Source organism: Peribacillus sp. 05N428, assembly GCF_056397085.1.
In genome coordinates this window covers 18,565-42,008 of sequence record NZ_JBFTMS010000022.1, presented here as the reverse complement: position 1 = coordinate 42,008, position 23,444 = coordinate 18,565, and the positions used below count along the sequence as shown (strand labels likewise).

General features: G+C 42.6%; 19 protein-coding genes. 9 read left to right on the top strand and 10 right to left on the bottom strand.

The genetic code is table 11. The features are described 5' to 3' along the window. The first annotated feature begins 220 nt into the window (after positions 1–220). A complete protein-coding gene (locus AC1DIV_RS18930; protein ID WP_340875240.1) occupies positions 221–1,972 on the top strand; it encodes a glycoside hydrolase family 13 protein in 1,752 nt (583 codons plus the stop codon). Between the two features lie 44 nt (positions 1,973–2,016). Here AC1DIV_RS18930 and asnB read toward each other — a convergent pair whose 3' ends face one another. Continuing rightward, on the bottom strand, positions 2,017–3,864 hold the full coding sequence (gene asnB / locus AC1DIV_RS18925) for an asparagine synthase (glutamine-hydrolyzing) (RefSeq protein ID WP_477577183.1): 1,848 nt from the start codon (positions 3,862–3,864) through the stop codon (positions 2,017–2,019). A gap of 282 nt (positions 3,865–4,146) precedes the next feature. Between asnB and AC1DIV_RS18920 the strand changes: the two genes are divergently transcribed. After that, the gene (locus AC1DIV_RS18920; RefSeq protein WP_020018810.1) at positions 4,147–4,713 is read left to right on the top strand and encodes a DUF2777 domain-containing protein; all 567 of its coding nucleotides are present in this window, start codon (positions 4,147–4,149) and stop codon (positions 4,711–4,713) included. A gap of 57 nt (positions 4,714–4,770) precedes the next feature. Here AC1DIV_RS18920 and AC1DIV_RS18915 read toward each other — a convergent pair whose 3' ends face one another. From AC1DIV_RS18915 to AC1DIV_RS18900, 4 genes are all read right to left on the bottom strand, one after another. Beyond that, positions 4,771–5,112 (bottom strand): YisL family protein, encoded by a 342-nt coding sequence (locus AC1DIV_RS18915; protein WP_048686864.1) that lies wholly within the window; start codon positions 5,110–5,112, stop codon positions 4,771–4,773. Positions 5,113–5,245: 133 nt separating this feature from the next. Beyond that, positions 5,246–6,427: a DUF418 domain-containing protein gene (locus AC1DIV_RS18910; RefSeq protein WP_340875236.1), complete on the bottom strand. Its 1,182-nt coding sequence runs from the start codon at positions 6,425–6,427 to the stop codon at positions 5,246–5,248. Between the two features lie 40 nt (positions 6,428–6,467). After that, positions 6,468–7,742: an MFS transporter gene (locus AC1DIV_RS18905; RefSeq protein ID WP_340875235.1), complete on the bottom strand. Its 1,275-nt coding sequence runs from the start codon at positions 7,740–7,742 to the stop codon at positions 6,468–6,470. Between the two features lie 279 nt (positions 7,743–8,021). After that, positions 8,022–9,614 (bottom strand): long-chain-fatty-acid--CoA ligase, encoded by a 1,593-nt coding sequence (locus AC1DIV_RS18900; protein ID WP_323597940.1) that lies wholly within the window; start codon positions 9,612–9,614, stop codon positions 8,022–8,024. A 222-nt stretch (positions 9,615–9,836) separates the two neighbouring features. Between AC1DIV_RS18900 and AC1DIV_RS18895 the strand changes: the two genes are divergently transcribed. The 6 genes from AC1DIV_RS18895 to AC1DIV_RS18870 all read left to right on the top strand — a co-directional run bounded on the left by AC1DIV_RS18895 (position 9,837) and on the right by AC1DIV_RS18870 (position 11,802). Further along, on the top strand, positions 9,837–10,058 hold the full coding sequence (locus tag AC1DIV_RS18895) for a spore germination protein (RefSeq protein WP_034315507.1): 222 nt from the start codon (positions 9,837–9,839) through the stop codon (positions 10,056–10,058). A 21-nt stretch (positions 10,059–10,079) separates the two neighbouring features. Beyond that, complete coding sequence (locus tag AC1DIV_RS18890; protein WP_034314608.1) at positions 10,080–10,286, top strand: spore germination protein GerPB; 207 nt, start codon at positions 10,080–10,082, stop codon at positions 10,284–10,286. Positions 10,287–10,368: 82 nt separating this feature from the next. Further along, positions 10,369–10,980, top strand: a complete 612-nt coding sequence (gerPC, locus tag AC1DIV_RS18885) for a spore germination protein GerPC (protein ID WP_048686854.1) — start codon at positions 10,369–10,371, stop codon at positions 10,978–10,980. Beyond that, positions 10,970–11,149, top strand: a complete 180-nt coding sequence (locus AC1DIV_RS18880; RefSeq protein ID WP_034314611.1) for a hypothetical protein — start codon at positions 10,970–10,972, stop codon at positions 11,147–11,149. The genes gerPC and AC1DIV_RS18880 overlap by 11 nt, the downstream gene beginning before the upstream one ends. Positions 11,150–11,154: 5 nt before the next feature. After that, positions 11,155–11,562, top strand: a complete 408-nt coding sequence (locus AC1DIV_RS18875; RefSeq protein ID WP_072272561.1) for a spore germination protein GerPE — start codon at positions 11,155–11,157, stop codon at positions 11,560–11,562. Between the two features lie 21 nt (positions 11,563–11,583). After that, positions 11,584–11,802: a spore germination protein gene (locus AC1DIV_RS18870; RefSeq protein ID WP_063596493.1), complete on the top strand. Its 219-nt coding sequence runs from the start codon at positions 11,584–11,586 to the stop codon at positions 11,800–11,802. Between the two features lie 45 nt (positions 11,803–11,847). Here AC1DIV_RS18870 and trpB read toward each other — a convergent pair whose 3' ends face one another. The 5 genes from trpB to AC1DIV_RS18845 all read right to left on the bottom strand — a co-directional run bounded on the left by trpB (position 11,848) and on the right by AC1DIV_RS18845 (position 21,764). After that, a complete protein-coding gene (trpB, locus tag AC1DIV_RS18865; RefSeq protein WP_048680038.1) occupies positions 11,848–13,011 on the bottom strand; it encodes a tryptophan synthase subunit beta in 1,164 nt (387 codons plus the stop codon). Positions 13,012–13,140: 129 nt separating this feature from the next. Next, positions 13,141–16,875: a helicase-exonuclease AddAB subunit AddA gene (addA, locus tag AC1DIV_RS18860; RefSeq protein ID WP_477577181.1), complete on the bottom strand. Its 3,735-nt coding sequence runs from the start codon at positions 16,873–16,875 to the stop codon at positions 13,141–13,143. Next, positions 16,868–20,365 (bottom strand): helicase-exonuclease AddAB subunit AddB, encoded by a 3,498-nt coding sequence (gene addB, locus AC1DIV_RS18855; protein ID WP_340875223.1) that lies wholly within the window; start codon positions 20,363–20,365, stop codon positions 16,868–16,870. The genes addA and addB overlap by 8 nt, the downstream gene beginning before the upstream one ends. Positions 20,366–20,552: 187 nt before the next feature. Further along, entirely contained in the window at positions 20,553–21,116 is a 564-nt protein-coding gene (gene lepB, locus AC1DIV_RS18850; protein WP_034314624.1) for a signal peptidase I, read from the bottom strand. A gap of 33 nt (positions 21,117–21,149) precedes the next feature. Further along, the gene (locus tag AC1DIV_RS18845) at positions 21,150–21,764 is read right to left on the bottom strand and encodes a TVP38/TMEM64 family protein (protein WP_048680052.1); all 615 of its coding nucleotides are present in this window, start codon (positions 21,762–21,764) and stop codon (positions 21,150–21,152) included. A 288-nt stretch (positions 21,765–22,052) separates the two neighbouring features. Between AC1DIV_RS18845 and AC1DIV_RS18840 the strand changes: the two genes are divergently transcribed. Further along, a complete protein-coding gene (locus AC1DIV_RS18840) occupies positions 22,053–22,421 on the top strand; it encodes a YhjD family protein (RefSeq protein ID WP_034314629.1) in 369 nt (122 codons plus the stop codon). The last annotated feature ends 1,023 nt before the right edge of the window (positions 22,422–23,444 follow it).

The window sequence follows — 23,444 nt, the reverse complement described above, 5'->3', positions numbered from 1 at the left end:
TTTTTACAACATTTTCCTTGGCGTATTTATTTCCTTGTAGTGATGAACAATTTTTGTTATTTTTTAGTTAATAAGTGCTTCTTTCAATTGAAATTGGGTATATAACCATAATGAAAAAGCACTTAACCTGGCTTAGTACCACTTCATAGAGACCCTCCTCGTAACAGCCGGAAGTTTCCTTTTTCACAGCCCCAAAACTTATAGAATCGGAGTGGTTTTCATGGAATTTTCATCCATACACCATAGACCTAATGACAATTACGGCTATCCAATCAACACTGAAACCCTACATATCCGCCTACGTACGAAAAAACAAGATATCTCCTCAGTTGGATTGATTTTTGGGGATCCTTACATTTCAAATAATGGTCAATGGCAGTACGAGGAACTTCCCATGAGTCTGTCGGGCAGCGATACCCGTTATGATTATTGGCATATCTATGTGAAGCCTCCCTACCGAAGAATTCGATATGGGTTCAAGGTATCGTCAGAAGATGAATGCTCCATTTACACGGAAAAGGGCTTCTTCAAAGAGCCTCCCCGAGATCCCGGATGCTATTTCGCGATTCCCTATCTCCATCAAAATGAAGTTTTCGGGGCACCGGATTGGGTCAAAGATACAATTTGGTACCAAATTTTCCCTGAACGATTTGCGAACGGAAACCCCGCCAATGACCCCGAAGGTGTGAAACCATGGGGAAGTGAAGAACCGGCGGTGGATAATTTTTTTGGCGGGGACTTCGAAGGAATCCTTGAACATTTGGATTACCTGGAGAATCTCGGCATCAACGGAATTTATTTCACGCCTATCTTCCATGCCTACTCCAATCATAAATACGATACGATTGATTATCGGAGTATCGATCCGCAATTCGGAACGAAGGAAACATTGAAAACACTAATAGCCGAATGCCATAGACGGAATATAAGGGTCATGCTGGATGCCGTTTTTAACCATAGCGGCTACTATTTCCCCCCTTTCCAGGATTTACTCGAAAAAGGGGAGAAATCGAAATATAAGGATTGGTTCCACCCACACAGCTTCCCTCTTAAGGGAGGGGAAAGGCCCAATTATGAAACATTCGGTTTTTTTGAATCGATGCCAAAATTGAATACGGCAAATCCGGAGGTGAAAGAGTATCTGCTCGAAGTCTCGGCCTATTGGATCAAGGAGTTCGATATAGACGCCTGGCGGCTCGATGTGGCAAATGAAGTCGATCAGCCATTCTGGCGTGAATTTCGAACAACGGTGAAAAATATAAAGCCTGACCTTTATATTCTTGGGGAAATTTGGCATGACTCCATGCCATGGCTTCGCGGCGATCAGTTCGATGCCGTCATGAATTACCCTTTCACCAACCAGGTCTTTCGCCTGGTCGCCTCACAAACCATCAATGCACGCGAGTTCACTGAAGAAATGACAGCCATCTATCACAGTTATCCAACCAATGTTTTTGACGTGACATTCAACCTTCTTGGAAGCCATGATACACCGCGGATTTTCACGGATTGCGGGGAAGATCTAGCAAGAGCCAAGCTCATTCACGCAATCCTGCTGACATTCAATGGCAGCCCTTGTATTTATTATGGAGATGAAATCGGCTTAACAGGCGGCATGGATCCAGGATGCCGAAAATGCATGGTCTGGGAAGAAGAAAAACAAAACACCGAGCTACTCAATGAAATTAAGGCATTGATCCACTTGCGAAAAGAAGAACGGTTACTTGCCAATGACGGGGAGTTCAAATTCCTTGATACAGCCGGAAACGAAAATATCGTGGCCTACCAAAAGTATAATGAAAAACGTTCTGTCGTGATCCTCATCAATCCGACCGATGCCAAGCAATCCTTTACCCTTCCTGCTGAATTGAAAGGACGTACACTAACGGATTTAAGAACGAAGGAAACCACACAAGTTGGCAAATTTGAATTGGGTGGTTATCAATATAAAATTCTCGCAATCAATCATTGAGGCAAATGAAAACGGGGCGTTGATAATCATCCGCCCCGTTTTTTTCACTCGATTATTTGGATATCATATTCTTTGAACCATACATGGGTCTGTGCCAAATGCGCGAGCAATTGTGGCCCTGACATCAATTGGCCGAACCATGGCACTTTAAAAGCTGCACCCTTTGAATCTACTATATCGGTTAGCTTCTGTTTATCGAAAAATTCATGCAGGATCGAATTTTTATCCGTCAGTAAGTCTTTCAACCACGCCTGCACACGGTCTGTATATATAGGGTTATGGGTTTTTGGATATGGACTTTTTTTACGATACAATACTTCATCCGGTAATAGCCCCTCCAAAGCCTTCCTAAGAATACCCTTTTCACGGTTGCCTTCCATTTTCATTTCCCAAGGAATGTTCCATGCATATTCAACAAGGCGATGATCGGCAAATGGCACGCGCACCTCTAGACTTGCCCCCATACTCATCCGGTCCTTCCGGTCAAGGAGCGTCGTCATGAACCATAATAAATTCACATAGAAAAGCTCTCTCCGTTTTGCCGCTATACCGCTTTCCCCTTCCAATTTAGGCGTTTCGGCAAGGGTGGCCAAATAAGCTTCCTGGGCATATTCCTCCAGCTTCAATTTCTCGCGCCATCCCGTTTTCAATAAAGATACCCGCTCATCCGTAGATCTCATCCATGGAAAACCAGCACGATTCAAATCATCCTCACGGTGAAACCAAGGATAACCTCCAAAAATTTCGTCCGCACATTCGCCGGAGAGGCCTACGACAAAATCCCGCTTGATTTCCTTACAAAACCAAAGTAAAGAAGAATCGACATCCGCCATGCCTGGGAGGTCCCTTACAAGGACAGCTTCCGTTAAATAATTTGTCAACTGCTCTTGAGAGATGACCGATGAATGGTGAACCGTGTTAAAACTATCCGACATCTTTTTAATCCAATACCCATCGGAGTTTGGCTGGAAATCATTTGCCTTGAAATAACGCTCATTATCCTCATAATCAATGGAATACGTATGAAGCTGGCCTTTCCCTTCTTTTTGATAGGCATTTGCAGCAATGGCCGTGATTGCGCTTGAGTCAAGCCCTCCTGATAAGAAGGTACAAAGCGGAACATCGGATACAAGTTGCCGCGTCACTGCATCTTCGACAAGGAAGCGAACCTTCTCGGCCGTCTCATCAAGAGTATCCCGATGTTCTTCGCTTTTCACATTCCAATATCTCCAAATCCGGAGGCCTTTCCTTGATAAAGTTAGCGCATGGGCAGGCCTTAATTCCTGGATATTATGAAATACGCCTGAACCTGGCTTCCGGGATGGACCAACACCAAAAACTTCAGACAACCCTTCGCGGTCAATCTCCGTTTTAACATCCGGATGGGCCAGAATCGCCTTCAGCTCCGATCCGAAAATGAACCCGCCGTCTCTTTCCGCATAAAAGAATGGTTTTACCCCCATGCGATCTCTTCCGACGAATAATTTCTGTTCCTTTTCATCCCAAATCGCAAACGCAAAAATCCCATTGAACAAGTCAATGCATTTTTCTTTCCATTCTATATAAGAAGTTAGCAAAACTTCTGTATCAGAATGACCGTTAAAGGAATATCCTTTTAATAATAGCTGTTTACGAATATCCTCGGTGTTATATAGCTCACCATTATAACAAAGCGTATATCTGCCGTTATCTTGATTTTTCGTCATCGGCTGTTTTCCGCCTTCCGCATCCACAACCGTTAACCGTTTATGACCAAAGGCAACATGGGCTTCGCTCCAAACATTATCTTCGTCAGGCCCCCGCTTTGCCAACGTTTTTGTCATGTTTTCCAGCGTTTTCGTTTTTGTCCGTAAATCTTTTTGAAAATGCACCCAGCCTGTTATCCCACACATTTTACACTTCATCCTTTCTATCCGGACTATCAAAAATATTGGCTCCCTGTCTTAAAAAGATTTACAGTCCCTAAGTATCGCTCAGCATCATTCCGTAGGGCCACCTGCCAACAACGCCCGGCGTCGTTAATGAATTGTTGAGCAAAGCATCCCGTGTTAAACATAGCCTATGCAAAGACGGAAAGATGGTTATTTGTCCATAATATTTTAAAATATACAGTTATATTTTCATTGGATTTTGACTAAAAAGTAGGTGAGGATTCCACTATTGGAGGTATATGTATGAGTCAGCAACAACGAACTAAGTTAATGAATAGGCAAACAAGAGCTTTTACCGAAGGAACAGTGGAAAATATCAATCAACAATGGATTTTTTTCGATGATGAAACAGATGAGGCCTGCTCCATTGAAGACCACGTTGACAGCATCATCGAAGTGTACAGGGGTGGGCGCTGGCAGCAAGGAGTAATTGAAGAAGAGGGAAAGATCCTGCTTCATCGGGAAATCACCTTCTTAAGGGAAAATGAGCCCATTCGGATACGCAAAAAACTGCTCTACTCTTTTGAACGTTTATTGGAAGAATTGAACGATGATTCCTTTTTCCAATTTGTAACGACATTGAATTCACTTGATTTTTCTATTTATGATTGTATATATAGCTATAACCAGCTCACTTTTTTAAGGGCCGTCCCAAACCAGTCCGGCGTGAATTTCTTCACCTTTGATAACGAGAGCCAAATTTGTCTCGTTCAGCACCATTTTTCATACGGGAAAAAGGATCATGATCGTTTTGAATTCACCCTGAACACCGGAAAAAGGATCGTCATTGAGAAAGTGAATTCACAATAACGGATAAAAGAAAACGGGTAAATGAGATTTCCTCATTTACCCGTCTTTAATTCTGTATTAAAAAAAGTCCATTCCTTGTGGCAGTGAAAGTCCTAAATAAAGGACGAATACAAGCGCTACGATGAACAATATCCACATGGCACCTGTGCTTTTTCTTTTTTTCGTACGGACCAGCACCATTTCCATCGCCGCAATCACGATGATACCAACAATCATTTTTACTGCATAGGCACCAAAATCAGTGATCAGCATGCCGCCAGTAAGGAAAATCAATAAATAGAACAACCGTGTTATCATATGTAGCATTTTCGCTTTCGGGTTTGCACCTTTAAGCATCGAATATGTGACAAAGAAAAGAATGATTCCGATAACCCAAGCTGTAATATGCATATGTGTCATTTTTTTGCCCCCTCGTTCAGTTTCCATTTCATCATATCATAGGCTTTTACAAAAAAACAAAACTAAGTATCCACCTGAATGGGTAAAACCAACAATTTAATGAACATCATTTACATTTCTTCTTAACTGGTCCCTACCTGCGCATGACCGGCTTTTTACCATACGTAAAAAAACGCCATATATATTCAACCGGTCCGTATTTATACAGGCCCATCCACAATAAGGAAAGCAGGATTTGCAGGCAAAACAGGGCTATTAGAAAAACAAATCCTGTAGTATATGAGACTGATCCATATAAACCAAGGCCATATGAATAAAAAATGCCCGTACATACCATCGATTGGAACAAGTAATTGCTCATCGACATCCTTCCGATATACGAAAGCGGATGTAACAGGCGGGAAGCCCCTGCCCGTTCCGCCAAAATCGTGATTGCCGTGATATAAAAAATCGTAAGTAACGGTCCTCCCAAATAATCCTGGACGAATATCGTTCCAAAATGGTATACCGTCACATATGGCAGCATCTTAATTGACATGCCCAATAGCAAGCTTACGATCGATATCGCTTTCAATTGTCGTTTATATTGGGTTGGATTTTGGAGAAAGCCCTGTTTTGCCACGCCTGCTCCCATTAAAAAAAACGGAAAAATCGATAAAAAAAGGATAATGGCATTAAAAGGGTTGTTCACCATATACCAATCCAACGCCCTTTGATTCATCAGTTCCGTAAATGTACCAGATTGATAAACTTCCAAAGACTGTTTCATCATCGCCGAATCAGTCGTGATCGCCATCCCTTCACTATCAAAAATGCCCATTATAAGAAATAGAGAACCCAATATCGCAAAAGGCAGGACATAACAAACCGAGCCAAGCAGAATTAAATTCCGGCCCTTCATCTTATAAAAAAACAAAAGTGCAAACCCAAATACAGCATAATTAATGAGGATGTCCCCATGCCAGATGAAGAAAGCATGAATGCAGCCAAGTATCAGCAGGAAACTTAGCCTTTTCATATATAGTAACGGAAATGATATACCCTTTTCTTCACTCCTTACTGCCAAAATGATTGCCCCGAAACCGAACAGAAAGGCAAATAACGGATAAAAGCTGGCCTGTGCGACTATATCACTGAATCTGTACAATATCCCATCCCATCCTCCTGCCCACCGCTTTGCACCATCTATGTACAAGAGCGGGGAGTGGAAAGATGGCATATTCACTAAAAAAATCCCTAAAATGGCTAATCCACGTAAAATATCGATGCTTACGATCCGTTTACTTTCCTGCAATGGTACCATCGCGCCCTTCATAGGTACACCCTCTTTCATTCATACAGATTTAACATCTTTTCTATATCTCCATTACATCACTTTTAACTTTCGTGACCGCTTTTTGCTTTTTTATCAGTATGACAAACAAGCTGCCCAATAAGCAAAAGATTCCAGCAAGGAAGAATGCCCATGTATAGGAGTTGAATATTTTGAAGATAAGCCCTCCACCGTACGCCGCCACTGCTGCACCCACCTGATGGGCCGCGAATATCCACCCGTATACGATCCCGCTTTTCTCCAAGCCAAATACTTGCCTTGAAATGCTTATGGTCGGAGGAACGGTCGCTATCCAATCCAAGCCATAGAAAACGGAAAAGATAATCAATAGACCGATAGAACCTTCATTTAATGCAAAAGGAAGTAATACGAGGGAAGCACCCCTTAGAGCGTAATACCAAAACAACAGCCAACGGTTATCAAAACGATCTGATAGCCATCCGGATACAGTCGTACCAATCAAATCAAAGATTCCCATGAAAGATAGCAGTGATGCTGCCGTCACAACCGGTAAACCAAAACTAATGCAGTAAGAAATGAAATGTGTCCCGATCAACCCGCTCGTTGAAAGTCCGCATATAAAAAAGCTACCTGCCAATAACCAGAATTCCTTCACTTTCACTGCTTCAATCAACGACTGAAAAGCCATGACGATGGGGTTCTTATTTTGGACTGTAACAGCCTCCTGCTTTTCCTCTTCCAATCCATACGGAAGAGTGCCCACTTCCTTCGGATTGTTTTTCATGAATAAAAAGATGATTGCCAGCATGATCAAGCTAAGGATCAAAATTAATCCAATCGCCCATCTCCACGAATAACTCTCAATGATGATGGCTAAAACCGGAAGTAAAATGAGCTGGCCCGTGGCCGTACTTGCCGTAAGTATCCCGACCGCCAGTCCCCGCCTCTTCTCGAACCAACGATTTGCCACATATGGGCTCAATACCGTTAAAAACACTCCAGAACCCAATCCAATGATAATTCCCCAAATTAAAATGAGCTGCCACTCATGCTGCATGAAAAAAGTGAGGAGAATCCCTGCCAATAAAGTGGACATGGCCGCTACCATCATTTTCTTCAATCCAAGCACTTCAATTAGGGCGGCCATGAATGGACCCGATAATCCATAAAGAAAAAGACTTATGGCAAAGGCTAAAGAAATGACGGACCGGTCCCACCCGAACTCATTTTCAAATGGTACGATGAATACTCCCGATGATGACCTAACGATACCGGCTACAATAATCGAGAAGAATGTTATGATTAAAATAACCCAGCTATAATGAATACGTTTCAATGCTCTCCCCCACAATCCAAAACTGTTAAAATCAACATAATGAAAAAAGAAAAATTATAATAATTTGAAATATTTAATAATAGTAACACTTTATCTTTAAACAGGAAGCTTTTTATCGAAACAAATTCCAATGTTCCTGAATGACCTTCCCTTATCCAACAATGGCATGAGTTACTTCGGCTATTTACGAATGGAAACATATCAGTGTCCACCTCAGGAAACCGTTTTAAACGGCAACAGAAAAAAACGCTGATCATTTCTGAACAGCGTTAGCGAGCTTCAATTAACGAATCTGCCTGTTTTCCCCTTAGATTCCCAATAATCATTACGAAGATGGATTTTTTGTATTTTCCCCGATGCCGTTTTTGGAAGCTCATCGACGAACGACACACTGGTAACTGATTTGAAATGAGCTAATTTTTCCCGTGTGAAGGCCTTTATATCATCCTCCGTTAATTCCACGCCCATTTTTGGCACAATGAATGCATGCGGTGTCTCTCCCCACTTTTCATGCGGAACGGCAATGACTGCCGCTTCAAGAATGTCCGGATGTTCGTAGAGTATTCCTTCCACTTCTATGGAAGAGATATTTTCTCCGCCACTAATGATTATATCCTTTTTGCGGTCAACGATATCCACATTCCCGTTTTCATCGATTGTGGCCATATCCCCTGTATGCAGCCATCCATTTATCAGTGTCTGGCTGGTCGCTTCTTCATTTTTCCAATAACCTAACATCACTCCATGGCTGCGGACGATAAGCTCGCCGATATCCACGCCATCTTGGGCAACTTCCTCACCATTGTCATGGATAACCTTTACCTCACTGCCTATGATGGGATATCCGGCTTTCGCCTTCATTCTGTATTTTTCTTTTTCCGGAAGATCATCGAATTCAGAACGAATCAGCGATATCAGACTGACCGGTGTTGATTCAGTCATTCCGTAAATTTGAATGAATTCCCAGCCTAACTCTTTTTCCACCCTTGTAACGAATGCAGGAGGCGGAGCGGAACCCGCAACAACGATTCGGATATCCTGCTCGATTTTCGGAACATTCCGTTCATAATATTGGAACAGTGAATTCAGAACCGTCGGTGCCATATGCATGATGGAAACCTTATGCTTTTGCAGTGCATCAAATATCATTTCTGGGCTGGTTTTCCTCAAACAAACTTGAGTGGCACCATTTGCCGTATAATAAAATGGCGCCCCCCACCCATTCACGTGGAACATCGGCAGTACGTGCAAATATGTATCGCGGTCATTGACCCTGAAATGATGCATCGCACCCAGGGCATGTAAATAGTTGTTGCGGTGAGTCAGCATCACCCCTTTGGGATTTCCTGTGGTCCCGCTAGTATAAAGAAGGCTCGAAACATCATTTTCATCCACTGACTCCCGGTTAAAGCACTTGTTATCATAACGTTCCAGCCAATGGTTGTAATCGGTTTCATTTATCTCTTCATCTTTATAATGAACGATTATGTGCTCCACCGATTCAAGTTCGTCCTTGACAGGGGAAATAAGATGATACAATTCCTGATCTACGAAAAGGACCTTGGACTCGCTATGGTTCAAAATGAAAACATAATCTGCAGACTTCAAACGGATATTCAAGGGAACGATTACTGCCCCAATTTGAAATACCCCATAAAAGCCTTCAAGCATTTCAATTGAGTTAGGTGCCAAATATGCCACCTTGTCACCCTTTTTGACACCGAGATCCCTTAAACCATTTGAAAGCTGGTTTACACGGCCGTTCAATTCTGCGTAGGTTAATACCTTGTCATCTCCAATGATGGCTTTCTTATCGCCATATAGTAAGGCTGCTCGATCTAAGAAATGCGATAATACTAATGGTACATTCATTTCCTCACCTCTAGTTTTATTTGAAAATTCTGAATTAGCATTATATTACCATATCTGTTTACAACATTCCAATAATATCAGCCGTTGTTATATAACATATATTAATAGGCAGATGAATCACATCAATCATGAGTCAACATACAATACATTGAAACTCCCTTCAGTGATAGGCTCATGGCCTTAAATTCAGGGGAAAACCAGAATAAAAAAAGGGTGATTTTCTTGCCGGCCATCGTAGGAATCGTTCAAGTCATCAACGTCGGTAGCAGTGGAATTGTCCATATTGGTGACGTCTTTAAAATTAGTCCCTATTCCACCTCAAAAACGTTTGCAGGTGCTGGCTCGTTTAATACGGGTGAATCCATATCCCTTTATAATGCCTATAGCACCACGAATACAAATGATACTGATGGTGTTGATCAGCCACTGGTCCTAAATCTCTAGTGTTTTAAGAAAGGAGTCAGCATGATCTTCAATATTCACCAGACCATACAAATTAATATGATAAAAATTGAAAGCATCGCCAATTCATCCGTTTTTCAAATAGGTAGTGCAGGGGTGATTAAACCATATTCCACATTGGCCAATACCGGTGGATTCACTGAGCCTGCTCCCGAAATTGAAGCCGATGTAACCCCATTAGCCAGTTTCGTCCCATTTACGCCCTCCTAGTTCATAGGCATTCACCTACATCCTACTTTTTCATATACTGTCTTATATGAAATCAACTTATTGTGAAGGTGGGTGTTGAATCGTGAATCAGGATCTCTATTCATATTCCATACAAATGCAGCGTTTTCTTGAAGCCCAGGATAAACGGATCATGAAACTTGAACACGAACTCAAACGCCTGACAGATGAAATTGCCGAGCTGAAAAATAAACCGCCAATCCATGTAGATAAAATTGAATATAAATTCGATCAGTTAAAAGTCGAATCTTTAGATGGAACATTGAATATCGGTTTAAATCCAACTGACCTTAACAACATTGATGAATTTGCCGTCAACAACCAACCCGTTCAACCTGCACCTAACCTATTTCCAGGAAGGGAAATCGTCGTCCAGGAAATTCACAATGATATACTTTCAGACTTGGAAAATATGATTCACGATGCGGAAACCCAGCTGAAAATATCCTTGGAAGCATCTTATCATGACTTCATTAAACAGGACGTCGAACGCCAGCTTCATCAACGCATCAATATGTATTTCGATAATCTTTCTTACGCGGAACGTGCACCGCAGCAACGGGATAATGTCAAGGAAAAGATCAGGGAGAAGGTGAAATCCGATATTCAAACTGCATTATTCCAATTCATTACCCATTCACAAGCCGAGACAGGAGGAAATCCAAATGGAGTTTAATGTAACCAATCACCAGCTTTGTGTAGGAGATATTAAAATTACCGGTGTAGCAAGCTCTGCTTTATTTCTCATAGGGGATGTACAAACGGTCCAACTATCCTCAGCATTCGATACCCCGCCGGAATCCCTTATCATAGGGCCATTCGTGCCGCTTTCTCCAGAAGGATAAAAAATATGTTTTCAAGAATATCAAAAGTAAAATCTATAGTATCAGACACGGTATCGTTCAGCTCCGCCATGCAAATCGGGGATACCTCATATATTGACGGGAATTCCCTGGCTTTAGCCGTTCAAAAGAAAAGTGAAACTTTCCACTCAGTCGATATTCATTTCGCAGACTATGACATCTTTAAGAAACCATTTTATATCCCAAGATTGAATGAACCAGTCATATCAAGTTTTTCAAATCCGAATCCCTTCATACGGGTCGGCAATATCAATATAATCGGGATATCTTCCTCATCTGTGGTTGGTGTGGGGAACGTAGGCCATGCACGTATGGAGTCAAGAGTGAAACATATTCGGGAGGTTCCTAAAAAACCTGAAGAGACGCCAATCGAGGATTCAACCAACAACACTTAAACTTTTAAAGGAGGGGTTCATATGCCTGCCATTATCGGCCCGGTTCAAGTATTTAATGTCGCGCAAGGAAACCTGTTATTCGGTGATTGTGCCGTCATTTCCCCTAAGTCTTCCTCCAAATCGGTTTTCGGATCCGGCTCAGGGAACACAGCTGCAATCACTTTCACGGCCAATGGCCTGAATGGAAGCAATGTCCTTGATATCAATGGAGTTGACCAGCCCATTACAGGGAATAATTAGTCATAGAAAAAGCCTCCCATTTCCAGGGAGGCTTTTACATTCGGACTATTTTTCTAACATGTTAAATACTTGCTCAACATCTTTGTCTCCCCTGCCTGATAAATTAACGATCAGTATATCTTCCCTTGTTAACTCTTTAGCTAGCTTCATGGCGTGAGCCAGGGCATGTGAGCTTTCGAGAGCTGGAATGATTCCCTCTGTTTTGGATAATACCTGAAAAGCCTCCAGCGCTTCTTCCCCTTTTACCGTCACATACTCCGCTCGTCCGCTATCTTTCAAAAAACTATGCTCGGGTCCCACGCTTGGGTAATCCAAACCGGCGGCTATGGAAAATGTCGGTTTTGGTTCCCCTTGCTCATCCACTAACGTCAAACTTTTGAATCCGTGCAATACTGCCGGGACACCTTGCGAAATACTTGGGGCTTCAATTGGCTCTACACCAATTAAACGGACATTTTCTTCATCGAGATAATGAGCAAAAGCACCGATCGCATTACTTCCCCCTCCTGCACAGGCAATGATGGCTGTGGGCAGTTTCCCTTCCTTTTCAAGGATCTGGCGCTTCGATTCTTCACTTATGATTGATTGGAAATGCTTAACGATCGTTGGATATGGGTGTGGCCCCACTGCTGAACCAAGTAAGTAAAAAGTATTTTCATAGTTTTGCACCAAGTCATTCAATGCCTCATCAACAGCATCCTTCAATCGACCCTGTCCCTTTTCGACCGCTACGACTTTTGCCCCCAGCAATTCCATCCGAAAGACATTCAATGCCTGCCTCTCCGTATCCAGCTTACCCATATAGATCACACACTCCATGCCAAACATCGCACATGCTGTCGCAGTCGCCACACCATGCTGTCCTGCTCCTGTTTCTGCGATGATGCGTTTAGCACCCCTTCGTTTAGCAAGCAGGATTTGTCCAATCGCATTATTAATTTTATGAGCACCTGTATGATTCAGATCTTCACGCTTCAAGTATATTTTTGCCCCGCCAACCTTTTCCGTTAAATTCTTTGCAAGTGTTAACGGGTTTTCGCGTCCGACATATTCTTTCAGATAATATCGGAATTCCTCAATGAATTCCGGGTCATCCTTATATTTCAGGAATTCCGTTTCTAAAATATCCATAACTTCCTGAAGTTCACCCGGTATAAAGCTTCCACCGAACTCACCAAAGTATCCCTTGCTCTTGATCTCACTCGTCATACTCTTCTCTACTCCTTTAAAAAGGTATTTTTCTCCACTAGTATATAGTAAGCATTTACACTTTTTCAAACTATTCTGTTTATTCAACCAAAAAGAAGCGTCCCACATCAATGGGACACTCCTTCTCTCTTATATTTCCAATAAATGCGAGCCGTCAAAGAAAAACAAGTAACGGCCGGTTACCTTCTTATTCATTATCCCTTCAACAGCCCTCGTATAAAGCTGAAGCTGCATCTGGTATCGATCGGCAAGAATCCCTTTAGCCCCTTCGTACCCGTTTGCAAAACGGCCGGTGATCGTATCCGTTTTATAGTCGAGAAGCACAAGACCTTGTTCATCCTCAAAGATACAATCAATCACACCTTGGATAAGGACTTCTTCATCTCCAGCTGTCCAATCGCTGTAAGCTTCCTTTGCAGGCAGCGACATCGTAAATGGCACTTCACGGCGAATGCTTTTGGCCCTCTGCATTCTTTGCCCGATTTCACTATCGAAGAAATCGACGATCGTCTCCGGATCCACAGCTTCTTTCTGTTCCTCCGTCAACAGCTCACGTTGAATCAGATCAATGATCAGTTGCTGAATCGATTGAATGGTAATGTCTTTAGATAGATCAATATGCTGCATGACTAAATGTGTAATCGTACCCCTTTCAGCAGGAGTCAGTGACTTTTCTTGCATGAAAGTCGGCCGCTTCGTGATAGGCCGCTTAAATTTACGCAACAGCTCTGTGGAGCTTTGTTCGTCCTTGAGTTCATATTGACGTTTTAATTCAGAAACGGATTGCTTGGAACGATACACCGTCGCCTCATGCTCGGGGTACTCCCATTCCAGCTGTTCCTTGATATCATCATAAAACTCGGAAACGATGCCGACCTTCTCCGATTTCTGGACATGTTCAAGCATTTGCTCTTGAACCAGTGCCTCTTCCTCATCCAGAACAGCAAGCTCTTCACTCGGAATGACGGAAATGGACCAATTCGATGGATGCGACTCCATTTCCAAGCCAAGACCTGCAGCACCAAGAGAATCCCGATGTCGGACAAGGGATGGACCAATCCAATCAAGATAACTTTTTGCACCTGCCCGTACATAGTCCTTCAATAGCCAATCTCCATGTGCCGCATTACTTTCCCAGTTCTGCTGCGTTTTTTCTGCATCATTGATACTGGCAATCAAATAAAGCTTTTCCTTAGCCCTTGTTAGCGCCACGTAGAGGACACGCATCTCCTCGGCAATTAATTCAAGCTGCTTTTTTTTCTTAAAAGCCAATTGAGGGAGGGATGGATAAGTTATCCGTAATTCGGAATTCACATACTTTGCCGCAAAGCCATAATCTTTATCCAGTAAATAGGACTTTCGTAAATCCATCATATTGAATTGCTTGGAAAGACCGGCAATGAACACGATCGAGAACTCAAGCCCCTTTGACGAGTGAATCGTCATCAGCCGGACTACATCTTCCTGTTCCCCTAAAGCCCGAGCTGCCCCTAAATCATCTCCACGTTCTTGCATCCTTTCTATGAACCGCAAGAAACGGAACAGACCGCGGAAAGAACTTGCTTCATATTGCCTTGCCCTGTCATACAGCGCTCGTAAATTGGCCTGACGCTGTTTCCCGCCCGGCATCCCACCTGCAAAATCATAAAACTGCGTTTCGCGGTATAGGAGCCAGATCAGATCTGATAATGCCTCCTGCCTGGCAATCTTCCGCCACTTCACTAGATTTTTATAAAATGCAGAGGCTTTTTCATAAAGCCCCGGATGTTCCTCAGGGTCACTCTTTCTGTAAAAATCAGCTAGTGCTTCGTAATAGCTTCCTGTATGGAATAAACGCACCTTTGACATCTCTTCTTCATCCAACCCGACGATAGGTGAACGGAGAACGGAAGCCAATGGGATATCCTGTTGCGGATTATCAATCACCTTCAATAAGGAAATCATGATGGCCACTTCGGTCGCTTCAAAATACCCTGTGGACAAATTGGCATAGACTGGAATTCCCTGCTTTTTAAATTCCTCCATGATTTGCGGTGCCCATGGCATCGAACGAAGTAGAATGACCATGTCCCGATAAGTGGCAGATCGGTACCTTTTGGTTTTCGTATCATATATCCGATACTTTTCGCTTATAGCCTTTTTAATGAGCTTGGCCATCTGCCTTGCTTCGAGCTGCGCTTTTTCAAGCTCCTCGGCCTCAAATCCGCCATCATACCCTTCCACTTCCAAATGAGCTTCAGGATCGGCTGCTCCATCAATTAAATGAAGTTCGATCGGGTTTGGATCGTCTTCGGGATATGGGGCACCTTTTTTCAATTGGGCATCTTCATCATAATCAATCTCACCGACTGTAATGCCCATCAACTGTTGAAACAAGAAATTGGTCCCATCAAGAACTTCCTTTCGGCTCCGGAAATTGCGGTTTAAATCAATTTTCAGTCCGGAATCAACACCGTCATGGGTAAATCGTGTGTATTTTCCAAGGAAGAGATTCGGTTCTGCAAGCCTGAACCGGTAAATGGACTGCTTGACATCGCCTACCATGAAAAGATTCCCATCATATTCTCCATCAGCCGTCACCAGTTTTAAGATCGATTCCTGAACCAGGTTCGTGTCCTGGTATTCATCCACTAGTACCTCTTTGAACTGGTTCCTGTATTCAATGGCTGCCGCTGAAGGTTTTCGTTCACCATCCACCGTTTCCCCTGTCAAAATTTGAAGACAATAATGTTCCAAATCGGCGAAATCCACCAAGTTCTTTTCTGCTTTTGCAGCAAAGAATCTTTCGTCAAACCGTTTAACAAGCATTACAAGTGTATCGACATAACCCTTAAGCTCCCTTATATCCCGCAGGTAGCTTTCCGGTTTCCGGGAAAATAACTCTTCCTGTAACGATTTGATGATCTTCTTGGCCTTATCCCGGTACTTGGTAGCCTCATCAGCAACTTCCTTGATAAAATCTGCACCGGTAAGGCGTTTTGCCGTCCCGAATTTCACGTTTTGGATTTCCTCATAAAGTGCATTCCAGGATTGGTCCTTCACTTCCGAAAGTTTAGCAACCAGTGCAAGATCGGCTATATAGTTCTCAGCCCTTGGAGCCGGCCCCCCAGGGGTTTTTGTCAACGCAAGCGAGCGTTCCAATAAATCCCTGGCCGTGTCCAATTGTAAACCAATATCGAACTTCAATGAATCGATAAACGAAAGATCATCGATCCCATCATCATCTGCCAGCTCATACATGCTGGCGGCACCATCGAGCCATCGGTCCGGGTTTGGATTCGATTGCGAAAAATCATGCAGCGACCGAACGATATTCTGAAGTGCATCATCATTTCGATCACTTGTGAAAGCATCGACCAAATTAAAGAACTCTTCGTTATCACTTTGGCCATACTGCTCCTCGAAAAGCTCTTCCATCACTTCATCACGGAGCAGCTGGATCTCCGTTGAATCTGCAATCCGGAAGCCCGGGTCGATATCCGTAAGATAATAATACTTCCTGATCACCTCTAGACAAAACGAATGGAGTGTGGAAATCGAAGCACGATTAATCAAGCTCAACTGCTTACGTAAATGCTGTGAATGCGGATTATCATTAATCGCTTTTTCTAATGCCTCACTTACCCGATGGCGCATTTCGGCAGCCGAGGCATTGGTGAATGTAACCACGAGCAGTTCATCAACATCGATTGGATCTTCTTCTGAAATGACTTTTTGAATGATCCGATTGACCAGTACCGCTGTTTTCCCTGAACCCGCAGCGGCCGCAACCAGGATGTCCTGATCTTTAGCCCATATTGCCTTCCATTGATCTTCCGTCCAAGTCACGTCTCCTGGCAGAGCAGGAATTTTCGTTTTACTCATCGCTCTCCCCCTCTCCCCTTAATAGCTCAAGAACGTCATTTTGTTTCTTCTGTGCCAAATTCCTGAATTGGTTCTCCTCCAGTGACTGGTCGAATTGGCATACAGATTTAAAGGAACAGAAGGTACACGGCGTTTTTTCCTTTAATTTGTATGGAGTAATATCCACATCACCATCGACCATTCGATCACCAGCTTCCTGATAAATACGGCGCACATGATGATTCAGAAGCGAAAACTCTTCCCTGCTGGCAACTTTGGAAGCCGCCAGGAGCGATCCGTCCTTTTTAAATCCAGCTGGAATGATATCCGACTTACCCGAATTTTCAATATCAAGAGAGGTATCCATCAACTGAATGACATTTGAATGGTCCAGTACAAGTCCATTCATTTTAAAGCTTTTATAAATTTCTTCTTCAATTTTATCCAAACTGAGCATACCCTTTGATTTGACAACGGGATTATGCACATGAAAATACAAAACTCCGGCTGGAATCGCTTCTTTTCCAATCAGCGACTTGGAATGGGTGACGACGATATCTAGGTATGTCAACATTTGCAGCGCGAGTCCATAATATACTTCACTCATGTTCAGTTCCTTTTCACTCGACTTATAATCGAGCACACGCAAATAGACACCCTCATCTTCTTCCGCTTTATCCACTCGGTCGATCCGCCCGATCAATTCCATCTTCGTACCGTTTTTCAATGTAAAAGAAAGTGGCGGCAGCTCGCCATTTTTTCCGAATCCAAGTTCTAATCCGATCGGAGCAAAACCGCTCGCCTTTGCATGTTCACTTAATACGATCGAGGCACGTCCTATCACGTTTTCGAGTTTCCTGCGTAAATAGTGATGGCGGTTCGTACTTAACAAAATCTGATTTTGGAGTTTAGGAGCAAGTCTCTCCACAGCAATTCTGGCCAGCTCCAAGCATTGTTCCGGGGTCAATGTAGACCAAGGAATATCATGTTCCTTCAAGTAATCGGAGATCATTTTCAACGCTCCATGGAACATCTCGCCTATATCCGGGGCATCCAAACGGAAAATCTGCCTTTCCCTCAATTTCAAGCCATGAGCCGCATAATGGGAAAACGGGCAGCTATTGAACATTTCCATCCTGGATACACTCGTAAGAATGCTCTCACCGTATAATTGCTTACTTGTTTCCTCAGTTAATTTCTTTGTCCTATTTTGATAAAAAAGGCTCGATAAAACCTTAGTTGCTGAAGGACCGGCCATTTCATCATCAATAATGGCATTATATACATCCCACCATAGTGAATGGATTGGATAGTTCCTTTTCTTCAGCTGCAATTGGGCAGCCAGGTACGAAAGGGCCACATCATGATTCGCTGCATATTTCACCTGTTCCTCTGCAGGCAGATCGGACGGATCGTTCATATAATACACATCGGAAACGTTAGGCAATACGTCCCTTACCCGTTTCAAATAGGATGAAGGTAAAAGCGCCTTCCCTTCCTCATCGGCAAGCGGATATGATAAATAAAGGGCCTCGGCAGGCGTAGTGAATGCTTTGTACGCTGTGAACTCCTCATCCAGCAGGCGCACTTTCGAACTTGGGGCAACATCAAGTCCACCAGCCAGCAGCACATCACGATCACTATCTGAAAATATCCCGTCAGATACAGCTTTTCCCGGCAGAACCCCTTCGTTCAAACCGATAACAAAAGCTGTCTTCACATCATCCAGGCGGGATAAATCTAGATTAGCGACTAATACTTGGTCAATTGCCGGCGGTACCAAAGAAAATTCAAGAGACTCCAGACCAGCTTCAATGATTACCGCAAACTGTTTCATGGAAAGCTCTTCCCCGCTCAGCAGTTCAACGAATTGGTCCAATAGGTCGACAACCGCATTCCATGTTTGCTCATGCTCTCTTGCCGATACCAAATCACCTGCTTCTTCTGCCTCCAGTTTCAGCTTTTCCAATTTTTCCGGTATATGCAATTCTTCAAGATATAGATAAAGGGCTTCACACAATTCCCTGCCATTAGCAGCCTTTTTAGCCCGTTTTGATAGCTTCAAGATGGGCTCGGTAAATAATTGCTTCATTTCATTCAACTCTTGCTCAAGCATCATTTCCTTATCCGTTTGGTTCCGGTCCTCGAGTTCCAGACCGCGGAATCGCCGGTAGGTCCAACGATCTTTGGACGTCCACCCGCTTCCTTTAATGCCGCGTGCCAGCACATAGTTTTCCAGCTTATCTACCTGTTCACGCATCCGATCGTGGTTTTTTTGCAGCGGAAATAGAAGCTCTGTCTTGATTGCACGAAATACCGGTTCATAACGCCAATAGCCATTGATGATCTCCAAAGTCGAACGAATCAGTTCAATCAGAGGATGATTCAGCATCGTCCGCTTGGAATCGACGAACAAGGGAATTTGATAATCCCGAAAAACGGTTTGTAAAATATCTGCGTATGCTTCCCCGTTACGGACTAAAATCGCAATATCACGGAAACGGTGCTGTCTCTGTCTGACCAGCGACAAGATATCCCGGGCAACTCCTTCAATCTCAGCTCTGCGGTTAACTGCCTGGGCGATCGTTACATCAGGTGACTGCTCAAACGTTCGTGCAGGACGAATGGAAAAATAAGTTTCCAGATGATTCAGCCCCGGACTCTTTCCAAACCTTTCCGATCTTTTTAAGATTCGATCTTCTGAAATCGGTATGCCATTCCTCAATCCAGCCTGATATAGGTGATGATAAAGGTTTCCCGTTTGCCTGAACAATTGCAAATCATCCGGAGCATATTGCCTGTAGGGCTGATCTAACGTCAGCGAGATCGTTACACTCCTGCACAGCTTCATCATTTCTTCAACAATCAATAATTCCTGTGGAGTCAAGCTATAAAAACCATCGATATATATATCCGCATTCCTTATATATGAAGACTCTGACATTTTTTCGATCAGCAAAGTGAAATAATCTTCGGAGTCTAAATATTTATTGACCATTTCATCCTCAAAAGCCTGATAGACCAATTCAAGATCATGCAGTTTATCCTGAATGCCGCTGCCGGCCTGTGAGGTTTCAGCCAAATAGTTTTGAATGTCATCAGGTTGGATGCAATACTGCTTGAACTCAGCCAGCATTAGCTCCATCTGTGCAATGAACCCCTGCTTATCAGCAGATCGACTGAACATCTTTAACTCTTCCTTTTTATCATCCATGATCTTCCGTATCAGCATATTAACGCCAACACTGTCCAGATGCAGCCGGCTCATCCCCCCGGTTTCCTGAAGAACGCGCCAAGCAAGCCTGCTAAAACTGAAAACCTGTGTCCGGATCATTCCGGCAAGGCCTGGTGTTTTAATTAATTTATATTCAGATAGAAACGTCATCTGATCAGGAACGAGGTAGATAATTGGATTTCCTTCGGGATCTTCTGCCAATTTAGAGCGGATTTCGTCCAATATATTCGAAGTTTTCCCTGTACCCGATCTTCCCAGTAAAAAACGGAGTGACATCTCTTTTCCCCCTTACAACATAATATCTAGATCCATCATACCAGAAATACTTTCGTCTTTATGACTAGGTTTCTGTTTCCAATTAGATTTACCTTCTATTATTTTACCGTTTCCCTTAAAAAAACACCAACCGTACGTTCGCGTTTTCCCCAAAAGAAAAAGCCCGCATCATACTCGGGCTTCACAATCACTCACCTGTAAACTTAAAATTGAAATCATTGACCGGCCAATATCGAACATCCACTTTACCGACAACATTTTCTACCGGTATATAACCAAAGTGACGGCTGTCAGCACTTTCAAGACGATTATCACCCATGACAAAAAGCTTGCCCTCCGGAACTTTGGTCATATCCGTCAATTCTTTTAATGTAAAATCACCTGTAAAATCCTGTCCTGGGAAACCTTCCTTGAATTTCTCAAGATAAGGCTCATCCACTTTCTCACCATTTACGTATAGCCAATCATCTTTATAACGAATACGGTCACCTGCAACCCCTATAACCCGCTTAACATAATCTTCTTGTGAATTCGCATGAAAAACAATAATGTCAAAACGGTTGATATCATGAATCTGGTAATTGATTTTATTCACGACAAGTTTATTTCCATCTTCAAGGGTCGGCTGCATCGACTTTCCTTCAACATCATAGCTTGAAAAGAGAAATGTACGGATTAAGATGTAAATAACAAAAGCTATCATCGCTGGTTTTATCCAATCGGATAAAGAATTCTTGTTTGTTTTTTCCATCTAGTTCAACCCCTACTGCATTTATATATTAATTTATTGCCCTTCTTCTCTCTTCATGCTTTTATTTAACCGGACTTCCAGTCTTTTCCCCACATACCATAGGATAAAGATGACGATTCCGATAATGATCGTTCGCACAGGTTTATGAATCAATGATACTAAATCGTAACCTACGAAACTGATCGTAAAAATCATCACCGCCTTCCCTCCAACTACTGCAAGTCCATATTGCAGGGTACTGACTTTTGATAGCCCTGCAACGATATTAACGATAGCCGAAGGTGTAAAAGGGAAGCAGAGCAATATGAACAAAGGCCCGAATCCATGGCTCTCAACCCAAACCATCAACCTCTGCACCTGTTTATGCTTTTGCAAAAATCGGAAAAACCTCATTTGACCATATCTTCTAATAATCCAAAAGATCAAAAAGGACCCCGCTACCGCACCAATCCAAGAAAATAAAAACCCCCACCAGAGACCAAATGCCGTTGCATTGGCAAGCACGAACACCACTAAGGGCAAAAAAGGCAAAAAAGCTTCCAGCATCGGCAGTAAGATCCCGGGAATTGGACCGAATGAGCGATATTGCTGAATAAGTGCCGATATATGATCAAGTGTAAACCACTCACGTATAGTATCCAAATCCATAATTATCTCCCTCGACATGCTGCCATCAAAGCAGCATAAACTTATTAAAAACCGTTTATTTTAGATATATCACTTTCCCCCGAAATTGCAAGAATTATTATCCATATATCTTCATACTTTCCCTATCTCCGGAAAACATAATCTTATTAACGAATATTTCTAGATTTATCAAAACTGCTTGCATAACCACTGAAAATACATTAGGATAAAAACGGAACAAATGTTCTTATTTTTACGGAAGATACATATTAGTATTAAAAACGCGCTATTTAGAAAGGGGCGGTCATGATGACCCGCATTCCAGAAGGTGACCGAAATATGATTGAAAAAGCCATCTACCTCCCTATGGTTATTACAGTCTTAAACCGGGATCTCAAGGTCATCGAAATTAGTCCGTTTAAATTAAAAAGGCCCTATTCGGAGCTAGTCGAACATATTTTAAAAGTGGTTCAAGACGAACTTGCCGAGGTACGGCGCTATTTGCGCAAAGAGAATATTAAGGTTAGTGAAATCAAACGCGATGAATCCTTCACGATGTATTGTTTTTTATATAAAGGATACGAGGAACATCATAATTATTTCAATCCCCGCCTTCGCAACAAAACCGAAGACTTGTTATGTTATTACTTTTTCGAAAAAAAACCCTCAAGGGATTAACGGGTTACAACGGAGCCTTCCGGAAGGATACAAATTCCCTTGGACGTAAAAAGGATGACCATAAAAAAGCACCGCATCTCTCCTGGCATAAAGGTAAGGGAGTCTTTCATGATCAAGATCGATTAGACTCACTTACCTCCATTCCCCTGTTTGAATATTCCATAACATCATAATTTAATTGGCTAGTTCAAACCATGGAGTCATCTCCGTGAAAGATTACTTTTCGATCAAGGCATAACCTATGTAATCAAGTGCATACTGAATATCCTAACAATTTTAGTTTTAAGATTCCTTAAATGAAAGTTAATTACATGCTCCATGACAAAGGTTGGAGTGGCACCCGTTATGATCGACTCATCATATTGAAGAAAAGGATAGGAAAACAGTCAGCTTCGACAAATCGATGTAAAAGTAACCAATATCATGATCCGCCGCAGAATGTAACACGTATCCCATGATTTGCCCTGATCGATTGCCATCAACCAATCCCTGCATCGAATGAATGGAAATTCCTTTAGGACGATGGGACGCTTAAAAAGCCCATGCTATTGGATCAAGCTCTATCATGTCGGATGAAATGTCTGCCATGGATTTCAGATTTCAGATAGATAATATCTTCTTCTGAAAATACCTTTTACATTTAACTGCGTTACTTCAAGTTCCCTAGTTATGGCATCCTTCATTAAAAGTTTGCTGTATGCATAGCATCGCCTTCGTTCTTGATGATTAAACGGCAGAAAGTCGAAGCTGCCTGGTATGGTATACTATCCTCTTCCCTATTATAGGAACCGAGGACTGCCATAGCCGCTTCTCCTCTTCTTGTTACACAAGCCGTTTGCACTTACTGCTTACTGAATTAAGGCAACAGTTTCGACGAAAATGTCCTTAACGATTAAAAGGCTGGCCCGTTTGTTCATTATTAAGCGACATTTTAATTTCCATTCATCTATTATAACTATACGTCTAAACTATCATTTTAGTGTCAGTACAACGTTATTGAGAAAGATGTTAATTGCATATCCA